We start from the raw sequence: 15,053 nt of genomic DNA, 5'->3' as shown, positions 1-15,053 counted from the left end.
CATGGGGGTTGTCGATTGCGGGCCTGTGCCTCAGTTCGGCAATCGCAGGACCCAAGCCACATCCTCGGACGCGTAATTGCGCATCGGAATCACTGGGGTCCGGCAGTGGGAACTACGCCGCACCCTTCAGTGTCAGCACGCCGCGGCGAATCTGGTCTTCCTCGATCGATTCGAACAGCGCCTTGAAGTTGCCTTCGCCGAAACCGTCGTCGCCCTTGCGCTGGATGAACTCGAAGAAGATCGGGCCAATGGCGTTGGCGGAGAAAATCTGCAGCAGAACCTTGGTATGACCGCCGTCGATCACGCCCTCGCCATCGATCAGGATGCCGTCGCGCTTCAATCTCCCGATGTCCTCGCCATGCTCGGGCAGCCTTGCGTCGATCTTCTCGAAATAGGTTTCGGGCGGCGACGGCATGAACGGCAGGCCGGCGCCGCGCAAGGTCTCCACGGTGCGATAAATGTCCTGGGCGCCGCAGGCGATGTGCTGGATGCCCTCGCCGCGGTAAATGCTGAGATACTCCTCGATCTGTCCGGAATGACCTGCGTCCTCGTTGATTGGAATGCGGATCTTGCCATCCGGGCTGGTCAGCGCCCGCGAGAACAGGCCTGAGGCGCGGCCCTCGATATCGAAAAAGCGAATCTGCCGGAAATTGAACAGCTTTTCGTAGAACCCGGTCCAGATATCCATGCGGCCGCGTTGGACGTTGTGGGTCAGGTGGTCGAGATAATACAGGCCAGCGCCTTCGGGACATGGATTTCTGGCGCCGAGCCAGTCGAATTCGGCGTCGTAGCCCGAGCCCTTGGCGCCGTAGCAATCGACGAAATATAACAGGCTGCCGCCGATGCCCTTGATGGCCGGAACGCCAAGTGTCTTCTGCGCCGGAGGAATATCGGCAGGCTCCGCGCCGAGCGCGATCGCGCGTTCATAAGCCAGCTTCGCGTCAACGACGCGGAATGCCATCGACGGCGCGCACGGCCCATGCGCGGCGACAAACTGGCAGCCATGGGTACCCGGCTCTTCGTTGACAAGATAATTGATGTCGCCCTGACGATAGACGGTGATCTTCTTGTTCCGGTGGCGCGCCACCGGGACATAGCCCATCAGCGTGAACAGCGCGTGCAGCGCTTCGGGGCGCGGATGCGCATATTCGACGAACTCGAAACCATCGGTACCCATCGGATTGTCGGCGCTGATTGTCGCGGCCGGCGCGTCATGCGGAAATGGCCCCATGGCTGACTGGATCTCCCTGTTATCATCAGACAGACATCTTCACTCAGCGGATGCACAATGTGCATGCAAACCGCGACCATTTCCGCTAATAGGTGCACGATCTGTGCACAAAGTGGCTATTTGACACATGATATCGGTTGATGCCTTCGACCTCCGGATATTGAGTGCGCTGCAGGATGACGGCCGCCTCACCAACCAGCAGTTGGCCGACGTCGCCGGCCTGTCGGCGTCGCAGTGCTCACGGCGTCGGATGCGGCTGGAACAGGACAAGGTGATCGCTGGCTATCACGCCGAGCTCGCTTGCGAGGCGCTCGGCTTCAACGTCATCGCGTTCATCCACATCACGCTGGCGACCCATTCGCCCGACAACGCCAAGCGATTTCGCGCCCTGGTCAATCGCACGGCCGATATCCAGGAGGCCTATTCGCTGACTGGCGATGCCGATTATCTGTTGAAGGCCGTGCTGCGTGACCTCAAAAGCCTATCCGATATCGTCAACAACGTGCTGATGCCGCACCAGAGCGTCGCGCATGTGCGCTCCTCGATCGTGCTGGATCGATTGAAGGAAAGCTCCAAGCTGCCGCTATAGCGCTGGCGCGGCAGCCACCGGGAATGTCCGAAATCGAGGGAGATTCGTCATTCGCATCTCGCGTCTGATTTGCGATGACTTACAGCCTCGACGATATCGCCGAACATTCGGCCCGCATCCGCGGGCTTCCGCCCGACGAACGGTGAACGGAATTATTCCGCCGGCAGCATTGTGCCTTCGACCTCGCCAAAGCCGACCCGATAGCCCTCGCCCTGACACCAGCCATGGAAGCTCAGGGAATCGCCGTCTTCGAGAAACGTTCTGACGACGCCACCGACAAGTTCCAGCGGTTCGGTGCCGTTCCAGCTGATCTCCAAAAGGCTGCCGCGCTCGTGCTTGCCGGGGCCGCTGATGGTGCCGCTGCCCAAGAGATCGCCGACATTCATGGCGCAGCCCGAGGAGGCGTGATGCACCAATTGCTGCACCGACGACCAGTACATGTATTTGAAATTGGTGCGGCAGATTCGCACCGGCTCTTGCATCTGCGCGGCGCGCAACTCCACCTCGAGCTGCAGATCGTAATTGTTCGGCTGCAACTGCCGCAGATAGGGCAGCGGCGTTGGATCCTGTTGCGGCCCGTGTACGCGGAATGGTTGCAGTGCCTCGCGGGTCACGACCCACGGACTGATCGAGGTCGCAAAGGCCTTGGCCTGGAACGGGCCAAGCGGAACGTATTCCCACTGCTGGATATCGCGCGCGCTCCAATCGTTCAACAGTACAAAGCCGAAGATCATGTCCTCCGCTTGCGTCTCGGTCAGCATCTCGCCCATCGCTGACGGCTGCCCGACCACGACGCCCATTTCGAGTTCAAAATCGAGCCGCTTGCAGGGACCGAAGCTCGGCACCTCGGCGCCCGGCGGCTTCAATTGCCCGCGCGGCCGGCGCACTTTGGTGCCAGAAGCCACCACGGTGGAGGCGCGACCATTATAGCCGATCGGCATATGCAGCCAGTTCGGCTGCAACGCATGGTCCTTGCCGCGGAACATGACGCCGACATTGGTGGCATGCTCCTTCGACGAATAGAAGTCGGTGTAACCGGCGACCGCGATCGGCAGATGCAGTCTTGCCTCCGCCATCGGCACCAGCGCGCGTTCGCGCAAGGCTGGATTATCGCGAAGTTCGGGGTTGTCGTGGCGCAGCAACTGGCTGATCCGCGCCCGGGTGCGCGACCAGACTTTGGGCCCCAGCGCCATGAAGGCATTGAGCGTCGGCGCCGCGAAGATACCCAGTTCACCCACGTCCAACCGGCAGTCCTGTTCGAGCTCCCAGAGATCGAGCACGTAGGCGCCAATCGCGACCCCGACGCGAGGCGCCAGTCCGTCCTTCGACGAAAACACGCCGTAGGGCAAGTTCTGGATCGGAAAGTCGGAGCTGGCGTCGACCGGGATGAAGCAGCGAAGGGCGGGATCGTTGGGATGGGGCAAGGCTTCCAATCCTCTATATGTAACTGTCATTCCGGGATGGTCCGAAGGACCAGACCCGGAATCTCGAGATTCCGGGTTCGCTCCGCTTTGCTGCGCGCCCCGGAATGACGGTGAAAGAGTTGCCCGACATCACGGCCGCTTCGGATCGAACCGCTTTTCCAATCCCTTCCAGCAATCCGCATAGTCATCCTGCAGCGTCGGCGACGTCGCCGCGTGCGCGGTGATGCGCTGCGGATATCGCGTCTCGAACATGAAGGCCATGGTGCCTGTCAGTTTGACCGGCTTCAGTTCCGAATTGCTGGCGTGATCAAAGGCGTCGCGATCCGGGCCGTGCGGCAGCATCAAGTTGTGAAGACTCATGCCGCCGGGGACAAAGCCCTTCGGCTTGGCGTCATAGACGCCGTAGATCAGCCCCATGAACTCCGACATGATGTTCATGTGATACCAGGGCGGACGGAAGGTGTTTTCCGCCACCATCCAGCGCTCCGGGAAGATGACAAAATCGATGTTGGCGGTTCCCGGGGTTTCCGACGGCGCCGTGAGCACGGTGAAAATCGACGGATCGGGATGGTCGAAGCCAATAGCGCCGACCGGCGCGAAGGTCCGCAAATCGTATTTGTACGGCGCGTAATTGCCATGCCATGCCACCACGTCGATCGGGGAATGCAGCAGCCTGGTCGCAAACAGCGAGCCGCCCCATTTCAAGAACAATTCGGTCGGCGTGTCCTGGTCCTCATAGGCCGCCACGGGCGTGAGAAAATCGCGCGAATTGGCCAGGCAATTGGCGCCGATCGGGCCGCGTTCCGGCAGCGTGAAGGCGCCGCCGTAATTCTCGCAGAGATAGCCGCGCGCCGGCCCCGCCGGAATCTCGGCGCGGAATTTGACGCCACGCGGAACCACGACGATTTCGCCGGGCTCGGCATCGATCCGGCCAAACTCGGTGACGAAACGCACATTGCCCTGCTGCGGCACGAACATCATCTCGGCATCGGCGTTGTAGAAATGCTGGTCGACCATGGACTTCGTGATCAGGTAGACGTGGGCGGCCATGCCTGCCTGCGTGTTGACGTCGCCTGCCGTGGTCATGGTCTGGACCCCCTGCAGGAGCGTCATCTCCGCTTGCGGGATCGGTGTCGGGTCCCAGCGCAGCTGCTCGACCACGATCTCCTGCTCGTGGCATGGCGCGGTACGCCACAGCCCGGCCTCGACCTTGGCGAAGCGGCCGGAGTGTTTGACCGATGGCCGGATGCGATACAGCCATGATCGCTCGTTGCTGCCGCGCGGCGCGGTGAAGGGCGAGCCGGAGAGCTGCTCGGCATAGAGGCCGTAAGCGCAGCGCTGCGGCGAGTTACGGCCCTTCGGCAGCGCGCCGGGCAACGCCTCGGTCTCGAAACTGTTGCCGAAGCCGGACATGTAGCCCGGCGTGATGCCGACCGTGCTGCGGCTGATGAGGTCGGGCGAGGTGTTGATATTCATATTTATCCTCCTTGCAAGGCAGCCCACATTTCAAGATCGCGTTCGGCGGTCCAGATCACGGGGTCATCGATCCCAGATGCTTCGTCGAAGGCGCGCGAGACGTTGAACGGCAGGCAGTGTTCGTAAATCGCGAAACTTGAGAATTTCGGGTCCATCACCTCGCGCGTAGCCGCCATCGTCTCCTTGAGATTGCGGCCGCGGGCGACCGCGGTCTCCGCCGCGCCATAGAGCGTGGTGACAAAATCACGCGTCATCGCGATGGCGTCACGGCCGGTGGCAATGCCCTTGAGGGCGTCGCCGCGGCCCGGCGCGATCGCCTTCGGATTGAAGCTGCGAATTTCGTTCAGCGTCGCCGGCCATTCGCGCAAATGCGCATCGCCGCAATAGCAGGCCGAATGATATTCGATCAGGTCGCCGGAAAACATCACCTCGGCATCCGGCACCCACGCCACGATATCGCCTGACGTATGCCCGGCGCCGAGCTGCATCAGCCGTACCTCGCGCTTGCCGAGATAGATCGACATCTCGCCTTCGAACGTCAGCGTCGGCCAGGTCAGGCCCGGGATGCTATCGGCATCCTGGAACAGTCGTGGAAAGCGGCCAAATTCCGAATCCCAGTCCTGCTGGCCGCGTTCCTCGACCAGCCGATGGGTTTCCTGCGAGGCGATCACCGCTTGCGCCTCGTAGGCGGAGGCGCCGAGCACCCGCACCGCATGATAATGCGACAGCACCACATATTTGATCGGCTTGTCGGTGACGGTACGGACCCGCTCGATCACCTTGCCCGCCATCGCCGGCGTCGCCTGCGCGTCGAACACGATGCAGCCATCGTCGCCGGCAATAACAGCGGAATTGGGATCGCCCTCGGCGGTGAAGGCATAGAGATCGGGGCCGATCTCGGAGAAGGTGATCCTCTTCTCCGCCAGGTCGGACGTGGATGCGAAATTTTTTGCCATCCTTCAGCTACCTCTCAGGCTTGATCGCTGTAACGCGCTTTTATTGCTGCTGCTGCTGTTGCTGGGCCGCCCCCAACATCCGCCGCTGCGCCAGTGCAATCGCCTCCCGCAGCACATCGAGATCGCCGATGTGATTGGCGAGGATCAAAACCAGCGCGGCATCGAGATCGGCGCTCTGCTCGTCGCTTAAGCCGCGATGGGCTTCCACGACGGCGCGAAACGCGTCGTCGGGCCGGGCAAAGTTCGAATGGGTCGAGAGCGCCATGATCGGGAAACCTCAATTGAGGCTTGAGGCGCGCGCCAGCGCCACCTCAAGCCTCGGCCGGGTCGGGTGGCGGAAGCGCGCGGCGACATAACCGTCCGGCCGCAGGAGATAGGCGGCGCCAGGCCCGGCCTCATAGCGCGTGACCGCCAGCCCCTGCGTGTCGACAAGGCCGTTCTCGCCGCCGACGCAGATCACGGCCAACCCCTGCGGGGCGTCAACGGCCCCGCCATTGCCGAACTTCACGAGCGTGAAGCGCTTTCCCTCCGAGATGAAGGCATCGGTCAGGAACATCGGGCCGCCGTCCGGCCCGGCGATCGGCGCATCCGGCATCGACGCCCCGGGCGGCGGCCCGCCGTGCCAGATCTCGTCATCGGCGGTCGACAGCGGCGTCCGATAGATCGAGGGAACGGAGAGCCGTCCCGCATTGACCATGCGCTTGCCAAACTCGGTCTCCTTGGCGAGCGACAGCACCGTTCTCCGCAGGCGTGCCTCCTGGTGCGAGTTGGGCGCCATGAAATCGGTCGACCGGGTGGATTCCCTGATGTTCTCGTCCGCCGCCGCGCTGCGTTCGACATGATAGCTCTCGAGCAGCATCTGCGGCGATGCCTTGCGCAACACACGGTCGAGCTTCCAGGCGAGGTTCTCGGCATCTTCCAGGCCCGAATTGGCGCCGCGCGCCCCGAACGGCGAGACCTGATGCGCAGCATCGCCGGCAAAGATCACCCGGCCATGGAGGAACCTCTCCATGCGGCGGCACTGGAACTTGTAGATCGAAATCCACTCGAACTCGAACTTGTCGTGACCGAGCATGCGGGCAATCCGGGGCCGGACATTCTCCGGCTGCTTCTCGACCACGGGGTCCGCAAAGCGATGCAGCTGCAGATCGATGCGCCAGACATCATCGGGCTGCTTGTGCAACAACGCCGAGCGGCCGGCATGAAATGGCGGATCGAACCAGAACCAGCGTTCGGTGGGAAATTCCGCCGTCATCTTGACGTCGGCGATCAGGAACTGATCCTCGAAGACCTGGCCTGTGAACTCCGCACCCACCATTTGCCGCAACGACGAGCGGGCGCCATCGCAGGCCACGACGTATTGGGCGTGCAGCCGGTACGGTCCATCCGGCGTGGCCACCGTCAGCGCCACGAGGTCGTTGCGCCGTTCAAGCCCGGTCACCCTGTTGCACCAGCGCAAGTCGATGGCGGGAAGCTGGCCGACCCGATCGACCAGATAGGCCTCGGCATAGAATTGCTGCAGGTTGACGAAGGCGGGCTGCTTGTGGCCCGGCTCCGGCATCAGGTTGAACTGATAGAGCAGGGAGTCGCGGTGGAAGACCTTGCCGACGCTCCAGACCACGCCCTTGTCGATCATCCGCTTGCCTACGCCGAGCCGGTCCCAATATTCCAGCGAACGCTTGGAAAAGCAGATGGCGCGCGAGCCCTCACCGATGCGGTCGGCATCGTCGAGCAGCACGACAGGCTGGCCGCGCTGCGCCAGATCGATCGCCAGCGAGAGCCCGACGGGACCCGCGCCAACCACGACCACCGGATGTTCGGCCGCATCCTTGTCGGACCGGTCCTGGTCCGGATGTCGACGATAACCGAACTGGGTCTTGGCCTGCGCCATGGTGCGAGCGTTTCCCCGATTGAGCGAACCGAATTGAACGAGCCAAGCAAGGCTCGAATGGCGTTTTGACGGCGCTAGGAAAAAAAATCAACCGCCTTGCCAATTAGTCGCATGTGCAACTATCTTAAAGCAGCGCGTCGATCCGTCAACTCTATTTGGAGCGATTTTGGCCAAGGCCTCTGCGAGTCAGCGGAACTCCGGGAAACGAACCCCCAGAGGGGCGGCTTCGCGTCTGAATTCATCGCCCAGGCAAAGCGATGGCGCCGCCTTGTCACCGGCCCGGCAGGAAGCGTCCGGGCTCGACCTCTTCCGTTTCGTGCCGTTTCGCCTGAACCGGCTCGCGGCCGAGGTGAGCGCCGCGCTGTCGGGCGAATATCAGGAGCGTTACGGACTGGATATTCCGGAGTGGCGGGTGCTGGCGACGCTGGGGTTCCGCAACGAAGCATGCAGCGCGCAATACATCGCGCACTGCACGAGGACCCACAAATCCACCATCAGCCGCGCCGTGACGGCGCTGATGACGCGGCAACTGGTCGAGCGGGTCGAAAACGAAGACGACCGTCGCGAGTTCCGCTTGCGCATGACGCGCAAAGGCACCGCACTCTACCAGAAGCTGGTCCCGCGCCTGAAGCGCAAGGAGCTGGAGATTTTGTCGTGCCTGTCGGCGAGGGAACGGCAGCAATTTGCGCTGATGCTGGCCAAGATCGAGAAAAGCCTCGATTTGGCGCAGACCGGCGAAGAGACGAGCAACGCCGACGGGTACTGAGGTGGACACGGGCTGACCGAACCTCCCCGCTTGCAGGATGCGTGCGCAGAGAGGTCGAATTGCCCCGGACGCCAGTGCACATGACGATCAGAAAATGAGCCGGGCAACAGGCTGCCCGGGCTCATCTCAAGGATAATGTGCATCCGGGTGTTCCCGCCTCCTGTTGTCGTTCCCGATACCAGTTACTTCGCGAACGAGCGCGATGGCGGGAGGTGCAGGGCAAAGGCATCGACCTTGTCGCTGGCGCACGGATAGATCTCGGCGACGATCGGATCGTGGCCGGGAATGATGCGGTCGGGATGGCCGGCAAGACGCTCGACGATTTCCCAGCCCACGCACATGTCGCCGATGTTGTAGACGATCGGGAACGGACTGCGGCGGTGCAGATTACCATAGTAATGCGCCGCGTCCGACGCCAGTACCACCGGTCCACGCGCGGTCTCGACCCGCACCGCCTGCAGGCCGTCGGAATGGCCGCCGACGCGGTGCAGCGTGATGCCCGGTGCCACCTCGCCATCGCCTGAATGAAAGCGCACGCGCTCGCTATAGACGTGGCGCACCATCAGCGTGACATGCTCGACCGAAAACGGATGGCGCAAGCTTCCGAAGCACATGCAGCGCCCGGTGGCGTAACTCATCTCGCGCTCCTGCAGATGGAAGCGCGCGCGCGGAAAGCGGTCGAGATTGCCGGCGTGATCATAATGCAGGTGGGTAACGATCACCTCGTCGATCGCGTCGGCCGCAACGCCGAAGCGCGCCAGCGCATCGACCGGATTGAGCGTCAGCCTGCGATTGCGCGCCTCGGCTTCCGCCGCGTTGAATCCGGTATCGACCAGGATATCGCGGCCCGCGCCTCTGATCAGCCAGACGAAGTAGTCGAGGTCGGAAGCCGCGGTCTCATGCGGGTCCGGCACGAGATAATTCATGTGCGGGGTGCGCGGCGACATCGTCGCATAGCGGATGGCATAGATTTCGTAAGCGTTTCCCATCGGTCTTTTCTTTGCTTTGCGTTGTGCGATTGGCCGATCGCCGTACCAAGCCACCGCCGGGCGCAAAGGTCAAACCTGGCGGGGCTGGGGGGTGGGCATCGGAGATCCGATGGCAGCGGCACAATGTGAGATATGTCACATTGCCATTCGGCGCGCGCCACTGTCAGGGCAATCGCGCCATCGGCGGATGCATCGCGAGCCGTGGTGTCAGCGGCCCGGCTGCTGTGCCAATATTCTGCCATATACCATACCCCACCGGTGTGGCATCCCCGGTCTGAAGCCTGCCCCTGCGCCACATCCTAAAACCTCGTCGCGGCGGATTGACGCGATTGCCGGCGGCCCCCGCAGACGGTTGACATGGTTGGCGAGCCCGGTTTGATAATGCGGCATGCGTGAGGTAGGGTCGCCGCGGCGCGAGCTGGAATCGGCGCCTTGTTGGCTGGACCGCCGTGACATGAGAATCCATTTCATATTTCCTGTCACATTGCTTGCAAGCCTGATGCTGTCGCTCATGCCGCTCTCGCCGTTGGCCGCCGCGGGCGCCGATCGGTTTGCGCTCGTGATCGGCAACGCGAAATATCCCGACGCCGATGCGCCGTTGAAGGAGCCGATCAACGACGCCCATGACGTCGCCGATGAACTCAAGCGCGACGGCTTCAACGTCGAAGTCGGAGAAAACATGACCGGCGACGCGATGCGGCGGGGCTTCGATCGTCTCTACGGACGGATCAAGCCCGGCTCGGTGGCGCTGATCTTCTTCAGCGGTTTCGGCATCCAGTCCAGCCGCCAGAGCTATTTGATCCCGGTTGACGCGCAGATCTGGACCGAGCCGGACGTTCGCCGCGATGGCATCAGCCTGGAGATTGTTCTGGGCGAAATCAACAATCGCGGCGCCGGCGTCAAGATCGCTTTGATCGATGCCTCCAGACGCAATCCATTCGAGCGCCGCTTCCGCAGTTTTTCGGCCGGCCTGGCTCCGGTGATTGCGCCAAACGGAACGCTGGTGATGTATTCGGCGGCGCTGAGCTCCGTTATCTCGGAAAATGGCGGTGATCACAGCCTGTTCGTGCAGGAATTGCTCAAGGAAATCCGCGTTCCCGGCCTGATGGCCGAAGAGGCGCTCGAACGTACGCGCGTCGGCGTCTCCCGGGCCTCCCGCCGCGAGCAGGTGCCGTCCATTTCCTCTTCCCTGGCCGAGGATTTCTCGTTTATTCCCGGCGTGGGCGGGCCGCCTTCCGGTCCGACCGTGGCGACGCTGCCCCCGCCAACTCCAGAGCCCGCGCCGGCACCACCGCATGTCGAACCGTCGGCGCCGAAGCCGGTCGAAGTTTCCGTTCCGCCTCCCGCTGCTCCTGTTACCCCTGCTGTCACCCCTCCTGTCCCTATTCCTCCCACCACTCCTGCCGCGACAGCCACCACGCCCGCCGCGACCATGCCCGCTGCGACCGTCCCCACACCCGCCGCTACGCCTGCTCCTTCTCCTGTCGCTACCGCTCCGGACACAGCGGAGACGAAAAGTGATGGACCGACCGCGCTGGCGCTGGCCGACGACCCAACCATCAAGAGCCTGACCGCCAAGCTCGCCGACAATCCCGACGATCAGAATGCGCTTTACCGGCGCGGCCAAGTCTATGCCAGCAAGGGGGCGTATAGCCTTGCCGTCAAGGATTTCGACGACACCATCAGGCTGAACCCGAAGGACGTCGAAGCCTTCAACAACCGCTGCTGGGCGCGCACCATCATTGGCGATCTGCAGGCGGCATTGAAGGATTGCAACGAAGCGTTGCGGCTGCGTCCGAACTTCGTTGATGCCCTGGACAGCCGCGGCCTGGTCAACCTGAAGAGTGGGCAGGCCAAAAACGCAATTGCTGATTTTGATGCCGCGCTCAAGATCAATCCGAGACTGACGTCGTCGCTGTACGGGCGCGGCCTCGCCAAGCAGCGCAATGGCTCGATTGGCGAGGGTGAATTGGATATATCCAATGCAAAGGCCATGGATCCGAATATTGTGAAGGAGTTCGCAGATTACGGGGTGCGTTGAGAATTAATTTTGGTTGGTATTCGGCCGCTTTATCGAACCCCGCGGCCAGTGCCTGAGACATACGAGGATGTAGCCGCGACCGACTCGTCCCGCGGCCAGAACGAAGCTTAGTTGCAATCGCGCGGATAGCGCAGGAGGGACCGGCAATGTCGAGACTGTCTGGAAGGAGGAATCTTACCGCGATCCTGTCAATCCTGACGATTGGCGCCGCACTTTCGTTCGGCGTGGCAAAAGCTCTTGCCTTCGATGATAACGTCACCGAGGATCAGATCGTCCGGGCGCTGGCGCCGGCCAAAAAGCCGCTGACACGCGGCCTGTCGATGGCTCCGCAGCCCGATCCGGCGGCGGCCGCCGCCGAGGGGCGTTTTGTCCAGACCGTGCGTAACCGCGCCACGCGTTCGCTCTCGCTCACCGAGCGCGAGGAAATTGCCACGATTGTCCAGGACAAGCCGAAGATCGATCTGGAAATCACCTTCGATTACAATTCGGCTGATATCAGCGCTAAATCGCTGCCTTCGGTTCAGGCGCTCGGAAAAGCGCTGACCAATCCCGATCTGAAGGGCTCGACCTTCATCGTTGCAGGCCATACCGACGCCGCCGGTGGCGAAGCCTATAATCAGGATTTGTCCGAACGGCGCGCGGACTCGATCAAGCGTTATCTGGTCGATAAATACGGCATTGCCGGCGCCGACCTCGTGACCGTCGGATACGGCAAGAGCAAGCTCAAGGATCCAAGCAACCCGCTCGCCGAAGTCAATCGCCGTGTGCAGGTCGCCAACATGGCGAACAAGACCACCGCTTCGCAGTGAAGCTGGAATGCGAGCCGGCCGGTGGCGCCGCGTAAGGTTCTGCAGCACCGAGGCGCCCCGCGCCGCAGCGCGGGCTGCGGGCGTCCGGTGTTCATTCTGACCCTTCCGGACAATCGCAGTGGCGCGCCCTGCAACGACGGCTCTGGATTGATCCGGTGATGAAGCTTTCCGAATACCTCAAACCTGCACTGACCATCGTCGCAATGGCGGCTTTGGGCGGCGGATATTACTGGATTGAGCATCGCCGCCACGTCGAAGAAAAGGAAACCCCGACCGATGCCCTCGTCGTTGTAACCAGATCCACCAACGCCTGTTTCTCCGACATGGTGCGGGTCACCGGGTTTGTCGTGCCGCGCCGGGAAGCTGTGGTCGGGGTCGATCAGGAGGGCTCCCGGGTATCCGATGTATTGGTCCGTGAAGGCGACACCGTCACCGACAACCAGGAACTGGTCCGCCTGACGCCGCCGCCGGGAGCGCCGAGCGGCGGCGCGAGGCCATCGGCCCCGACCTCCTTGCGCGCGCCGGCCGCCGGTCTGATCACCGAGGTCAGGACCGTAGCCGGAGCGCCGGCTTCGCCGCAGGCGGGACCGATGTTCCGCATTGCCGTCAACAACGAAGTCGAACTGGACGCGGAAGTGCCTGCCATCCACATGTTGAAGCTCAATCCGGGCGCCAATGTGCGCATCAGCCGTGATGATGCGCCCGATATCGTGGGGCGGGTGCGGCTGGTCTCGCCGGAGATCGACCGGGCCACCCAACTCGGCCATATCAGGATATCGCTCGCCAACAATCCCACGCTCAAGGTCGGCATGTTCGCGCGCGCCAACATCGACGCCAGGCGCAGTTGCGGCGTGGCCATTCCGCGGACCGCCATTGACCATCTGACCGTTCAGGTGGTGAAAGGGAATACGGTCGAGACGCGAAAGGTTCGGGTCGGACTGGTGTCCGACACCTCTACGGAAATCCTTGCAGGTCTCGACGTCGGCGAAATCGTCGTAGCGGATGCCGGCAGCTCGCTGCATGACGGCGACCAGATCAAGACCATGTTCGCCGAGGACTTGGATCGAACGCGGGTACGCTGATGGCTCTCAATATCTCGGCATGGTCGATCCGTCACCCGCTTCCCTCGGTCGTGTTTTCGATCATCCTGCTGGTACTGGGATGGGTCAGCTTCACCAAACTCGCGGTAACGCGGCTGCCCTCGGCCGACATCCCCGTTATCTCGGTTGCGGTCTCGCAGTTCGGCGCAGCACCTGCGGAGTTGGAATCGCAGGTTACAAAAACCATCGAGGACGGCGTATCCGGTGTCGAGGGTGTGCGCCACATTTCATCGTCGATCACCGACGGGCTGTCGCTGACGACGATCCAATTTGCGCTGGAGACCAACACCGACCGGGCGCTGAACGATGTCAAGGACGCCGTCACAAGGGTGCGCGCCAACCTGCCGCAGAACGTCAATGAGCCGCTGATCCAGCGCGTCGACGTGATCGGGCTGCCGATCGTCACCTATGCCGCGATCTCGCCCGGCAAGACGCCCGAGCAACTGTCCTATTTCGTCGACGACGTCGTCAAGCGCGCGCTGCAGGGCGTCCGCGGCGTCGCCCAGGTCGAGCGTATCGGCGGTGTCGAGCGCGAAATTCTGGTTTCGCTCGATCCCGACCGGCTGCAGGCCGCGGGACTGACCGCCGTCAATGTCAGCCAGAGCCTGCGCGGCACCAATGTCGATCTCGCCGGCGGCCGCGCCGAGATCGGCAAGAACGATCAGGCGATCCGGACGCTGGCCGGCGCCAAGACGCTGAATGATCTGGCCGGAACCATGATTGCGCTGTTCGCCGGCGGCGAGGTTCGTCTCGACGACCTCGGCACCGTCACCGACACCATCGCCGACCGCCGCACTTTTGCACGCTTCAACGGCGAGCCGGTGGTGGCGCTCGGCATCAAGCGCTCGAAAGGCGCGAGCGACGTGGTCGTGGCCAAGGCGGTGCAGAAGCGCATCGATGCGCTGAAGGAGGCCAATCCAGACGTCGACCTGAAACTGATCGACACGTCAGTGGAATTTACCAAGGGCAATTATGAAGCCGCGATTTCGACGCTGTTCGAAGGCGCAACCCTCGCCGTCATCATCGTGCTGCTGTTCCTGCGCGACATCAGGGCCACCGTCATCGCAGCGATCTCGCTGCCGCTGTCGATCTTCCCGGCGTTCTGGGCGATGGACATTCTGGGATTTTCGCTGAACCTCGTCAGTTTTCTCGCCATCACGCTGTCGACCGGCATTCTGGTCGACGACGCCATCGTCGAGATCGAGAACATCGTGCGTCACATGCGAATGGGCAAGTCGCCCTATCGCGCCGCCCTTGAGGCCGCCGACGAAATCGGGCTTGCCGTGATCGCGATCTCATTCACCATCATCGCCATCTTCGCGCCCGCCAGCTTCATGTCCGGCATTGCCGGGCAGTTCTTCAAGCAGTTCGGCATCACGGTGTCGGTGCAGGTGTTCTTCTCGCTGCTCGCCGCCCGCTTCGTCACCCCGGTGCTGGCCGCCTACTTCCTCAAGCCTCATGAGCACGAGGACCCGCTGCCGGGACGGCCGCTGCGCGCCTACAACAGGATCGTCACCTGGTCGGTGAAGCACTATTTCATCACCGTTCTGATCGGCTTCGGTATCTTCGCCGCCTCGATCTGGAGCATCACGCTGTTGCCGCAGGGCTTCCTGCCGGCCCAGGACACCGCGCGCTCGCTGCTGGCGATGGAGCTTCCGCCGGGTACGCAGCTCGCCTTTACCGAAAAGGTCACCGAGGACATCGTCGCGCGCCTGCGCCGGCGGCCGGAAGTCAGAAGCGTCTTCGTCGACGGCGGCCGGGTCCCGCCGGGAACGTTCGAG

At 62.7% G+C, this 15,053-nt stretch carries 13 protein-coding genes; 6 read left to right on the top strand and 7 right to left on the bottom strand.

Annotated elements, in window-relative coordinates; translation table 11 throughout:
• Positions 1 to 112: 112 nt before the first annotated feature.
• Positions 113 to 1,231: a 4-hydroxyphenylpyruvate dioxygenase gene (gene hppD / locus ABSG20_RS04540; RefSeq protein WP_423863294.1), complete on the bottom strand. Its 1,119-nt coding sequence runs from the start codon at positions 1,229 to 1,231 to the stop codon at positions 113 to 115.
• 127 nt (positions 1,232 to 1,358) lie between these two features.
• On the opposite strand from hppD, the gene ABSG20_RS04535 reads away from it, so the two are divergent.
• Positions 1,359 to 1,820 carry an Lrp/AsnC family transcriptional regulator gene (locus ABSG20_RS04535; RefSeq protein ID WP_423863293.1) on the top strand — a complete coding sequence of 154 codons (462 nt, stop codon included), beginning with the start codon at positions 1,359 to 1,361 and terminating at the stop codon, positions 1,818 to 1,820.
• A gap of 152 nt (positions 1,821 to 1,972) precedes the next feature.
• Here ABSG20_RS04535 and fahA read toward each other — a convergent pair whose 3' ends face one another.
• The 5 genes from fahA to ABSG20_RS04510 all read right to left on the bottom strand — a co-directional run bounded on the left by fahA (position 1,973) and on the right by ABSG20_RS04510 (position 7,567).
• Entirely contained in the window at positions 1,973 to 3,244 is a 1,272-nt protein-coding gene (fahA, locus tag ABSG20_RS04530; protein ID WP_423863292.1) for a fumarylacetoacetase, read from the bottom strand.
• Positions 3,245 to 3,373: 129 nt separating this feature from the next.
• Positions 3,374 to 4,720, bottom strand: a complete 1,347-nt coding sequence (hmgA, locus tag ABSG20_RS04525; protein ID WP_423863291.1) for a homogentisate 1,2-dioxygenase — start codon at positions 4,718 to 4,720, stop codon at positions 3,374 to 3,376.
• 2 nt (positions 4,721 to 4,722) lie between these two features.
• Positions 4,723 to 5,676, bottom strand: a complete 954-nt coding sequence (locus ABSG20_RS04520) for an MBL fold metallo-hydrolase (protein WP_423863290.1) — start codon at positions 5,674 to 5,676, stop codon at positions 4,723 to 4,725.
• Between the two features lie 40 nt (positions 5,677 to 5,716).
• The gene (locus ABSG20_RS04515; protein WP_423863289.1) at positions 5,717 to 5,941 is read right to left on the bottom strand and encodes a DUF2783 domain-containing protein; all 225 of its coding nucleotides are present in this window, start codon (positions 5,939 to 5,941) and stop codon (positions 5,717 to 5,719) included.
• Positions 5,942 to 5,953: 12 nt separating this feature from the next.
• Entirely contained in the window at positions 5,954 to 7,567 is a 1,614-nt protein-coding gene (locus ABSG20_RS04510) for an FAD-dependent oxidoreductase (RefSeq protein ID WP_423863288.1), read from the bottom strand.
• 268 nt (positions 7,568 to 7,835) lie between these two features.
• Here ABSG20_RS04510 and ABSG20_RS04505 point away from each other — a divergent pair, with 268 nt between their 5' ends.
• Positions 7,836 to 8,333: a MarR family winged helix-turn-helix transcriptional regulator gene (locus tag ABSG20_RS04505; protein ID WP_423863304.1), complete on the top strand. Its 498-nt coding sequence runs from the start codon at positions 7,836 to 7,838 to the stop codon at positions 8,331 to 8,333.
• Positions 8,334 to 8,515: 182 nt separating this feature from the next.
• Here the strand turns inward: ABSG20_RS04505 and ABSG20_RS04500 are convergent, their stop codons facing one another.
• Positions 8,516 to 9,322, bottom strand: a complete 807-nt coding sequence (locus tag ABSG20_RS04500) for an N-acyl homoserine lactonase family protein (protein ID WP_423863287.1) — start codon at positions 9,320 to 9,322, stop codon at positions 8,516 to 8,518.
• 454 nt (positions 9,323 to 9,776) lie between these two features.
• Here ABSG20_RS04500 and ABSG20_RS04495 point away from each other — a divergent pair, with 454 nt between their 5' ends.
• The 4 genes from ABSG20_RS04495 to ABSG20_RS04480 all read left to right on the top strand — a co-directional run.
• Positions 9,777 to 11,363 (top strand): caspase family protein, encoded by a 1,587-nt coding sequence (locus ABSG20_RS04495; protein ID WP_423863286.1) that lies wholly within the window; start codon positions 9,777 to 9,779, stop codon positions 11,361 to 11,363.
• 146 nt (positions 11,364 to 11,509) lie between these two features.
• Positions 11,510 to 12,172 (top strand): OmpA family protein, encoded by a 663-nt coding sequence (locus ABSG20_RS04490; protein ID WP_423863285.1) that lies wholly within the window; start codon positions 11,510 to 11,512, stop codon positions 12,170 to 12,172.
• A 158-nt stretch (positions 12,173 to 12,330) separates the two neighbouring features.
• Complete coding sequence (locus ABSG20_RS04485) at positions 12,331 to 13,254, top strand: efflux RND transporter periplasmic adaptor subunit (RefSeq protein ID WP_423863303.1); 924 nt, start codon at positions 12,331 to 12,333, stop codon at positions 13,252 to 13,254.
• Positions 13,254 to 15,053: efflux RND transporter permease subunit (locus ABSG20_RS04480; protein ID WP_423863284.1), on the top strand; the 1,800-nt coding region annotated here is incomplete at its 3' end. The genes ABSG20_RS04485 and ABSG20_RS04480, both read left to right, overlap by 1 nt.

This window comes from Bradyrhizobium sp., assembly GCF_049512235.1.
Classification (GTDB): domain Bacteria; phylum Pseudomonadota; class Alphaproteobacteria; order Rhizobiales; family Xanthobacteraceae; genus Bradyrhizobium.
Note: the sequence above shows the minus strand (reverse complement) of the source record. Positions and strands in the feature narration are given on the sequence as shown.

What these genes read in the sequence shown, in the direction of transcription:
- hppD (WP_423863294.1), bottom strand. Translation starts at nt 1,231, where the DNA reads ATGGGGCCATTTCCGCATGACGCGCCGGCCGCGACAATCAGCGCCGAC.
- ABSG20_RS04535 (WP_423863293.1), top strand. Translation starts at nt 1,359, where the DNA reads ATGATATCGGTTGATGCCTTCGACCTCCGGATATTGAGTGCGCTGCAG.
- hmgA (WP_423863291.1), bottom strand. Translation starts at nt 4,720, where the DNA reads ATGAATATCAACACCTCGCCCGACCTCATCAGCCGCAGCACGGTCGGC.
- ABSG20_RS04520 (WP_423863290.1), bottom strand. Translation starts at nt 5,676, where the DNA reads ATGGCAAAAAATTTCGCATCCACGTCCGACCTGGCGGAGAAGAGGATC.
- ABSG20_RS04515 (WP_423863289.1), bottom strand. Translation starts at nt 5,941, where the DNA reads ATGGCGCTCTCGACCCATTCGAACTTTGCCCGGCCCGACGACGCGTTT.
- ABSG20_RS04510 (WP_423863288.1), bottom strand. Translation starts at nt 7,567, where the DNA reads ATGGCGCAGGCCAAGACCCAGTTCGGTTATCGTCGACATCCGGACCAG.
- ABSG20_RS04500 (WP_423863287.1), bottom strand. Translation starts at nt 9,322, where the DNA reads ATGGGAAACGCTTACGAAATCTATGCCATCCGCTATGCGACGATGTCG.
- ABSG20_RS04495 (WP_423863286.1), top strand. Translation starts at nt 9,777, where the DNA reads ATGAGAATCCATTTCATATTTCCTGTCACATTGCTTGCAAGCCTGATG.
- ABSG20_RS04490 (WP_423863285.1), top strand. Translation starts at nt 11,510, where the DNA reads ATGTCGAGACTGTCTGGAAGGAGGAATCTTACCGCGATCCTGTCAATC.
- ABSG20_RS04485 (WP_423863303.1), top strand. Translation starts at nt 12,331, where the DNA reads ATGAAGCTTTCCGAATACCTCAAACCTGCACTGACCATCGTCGCAATG.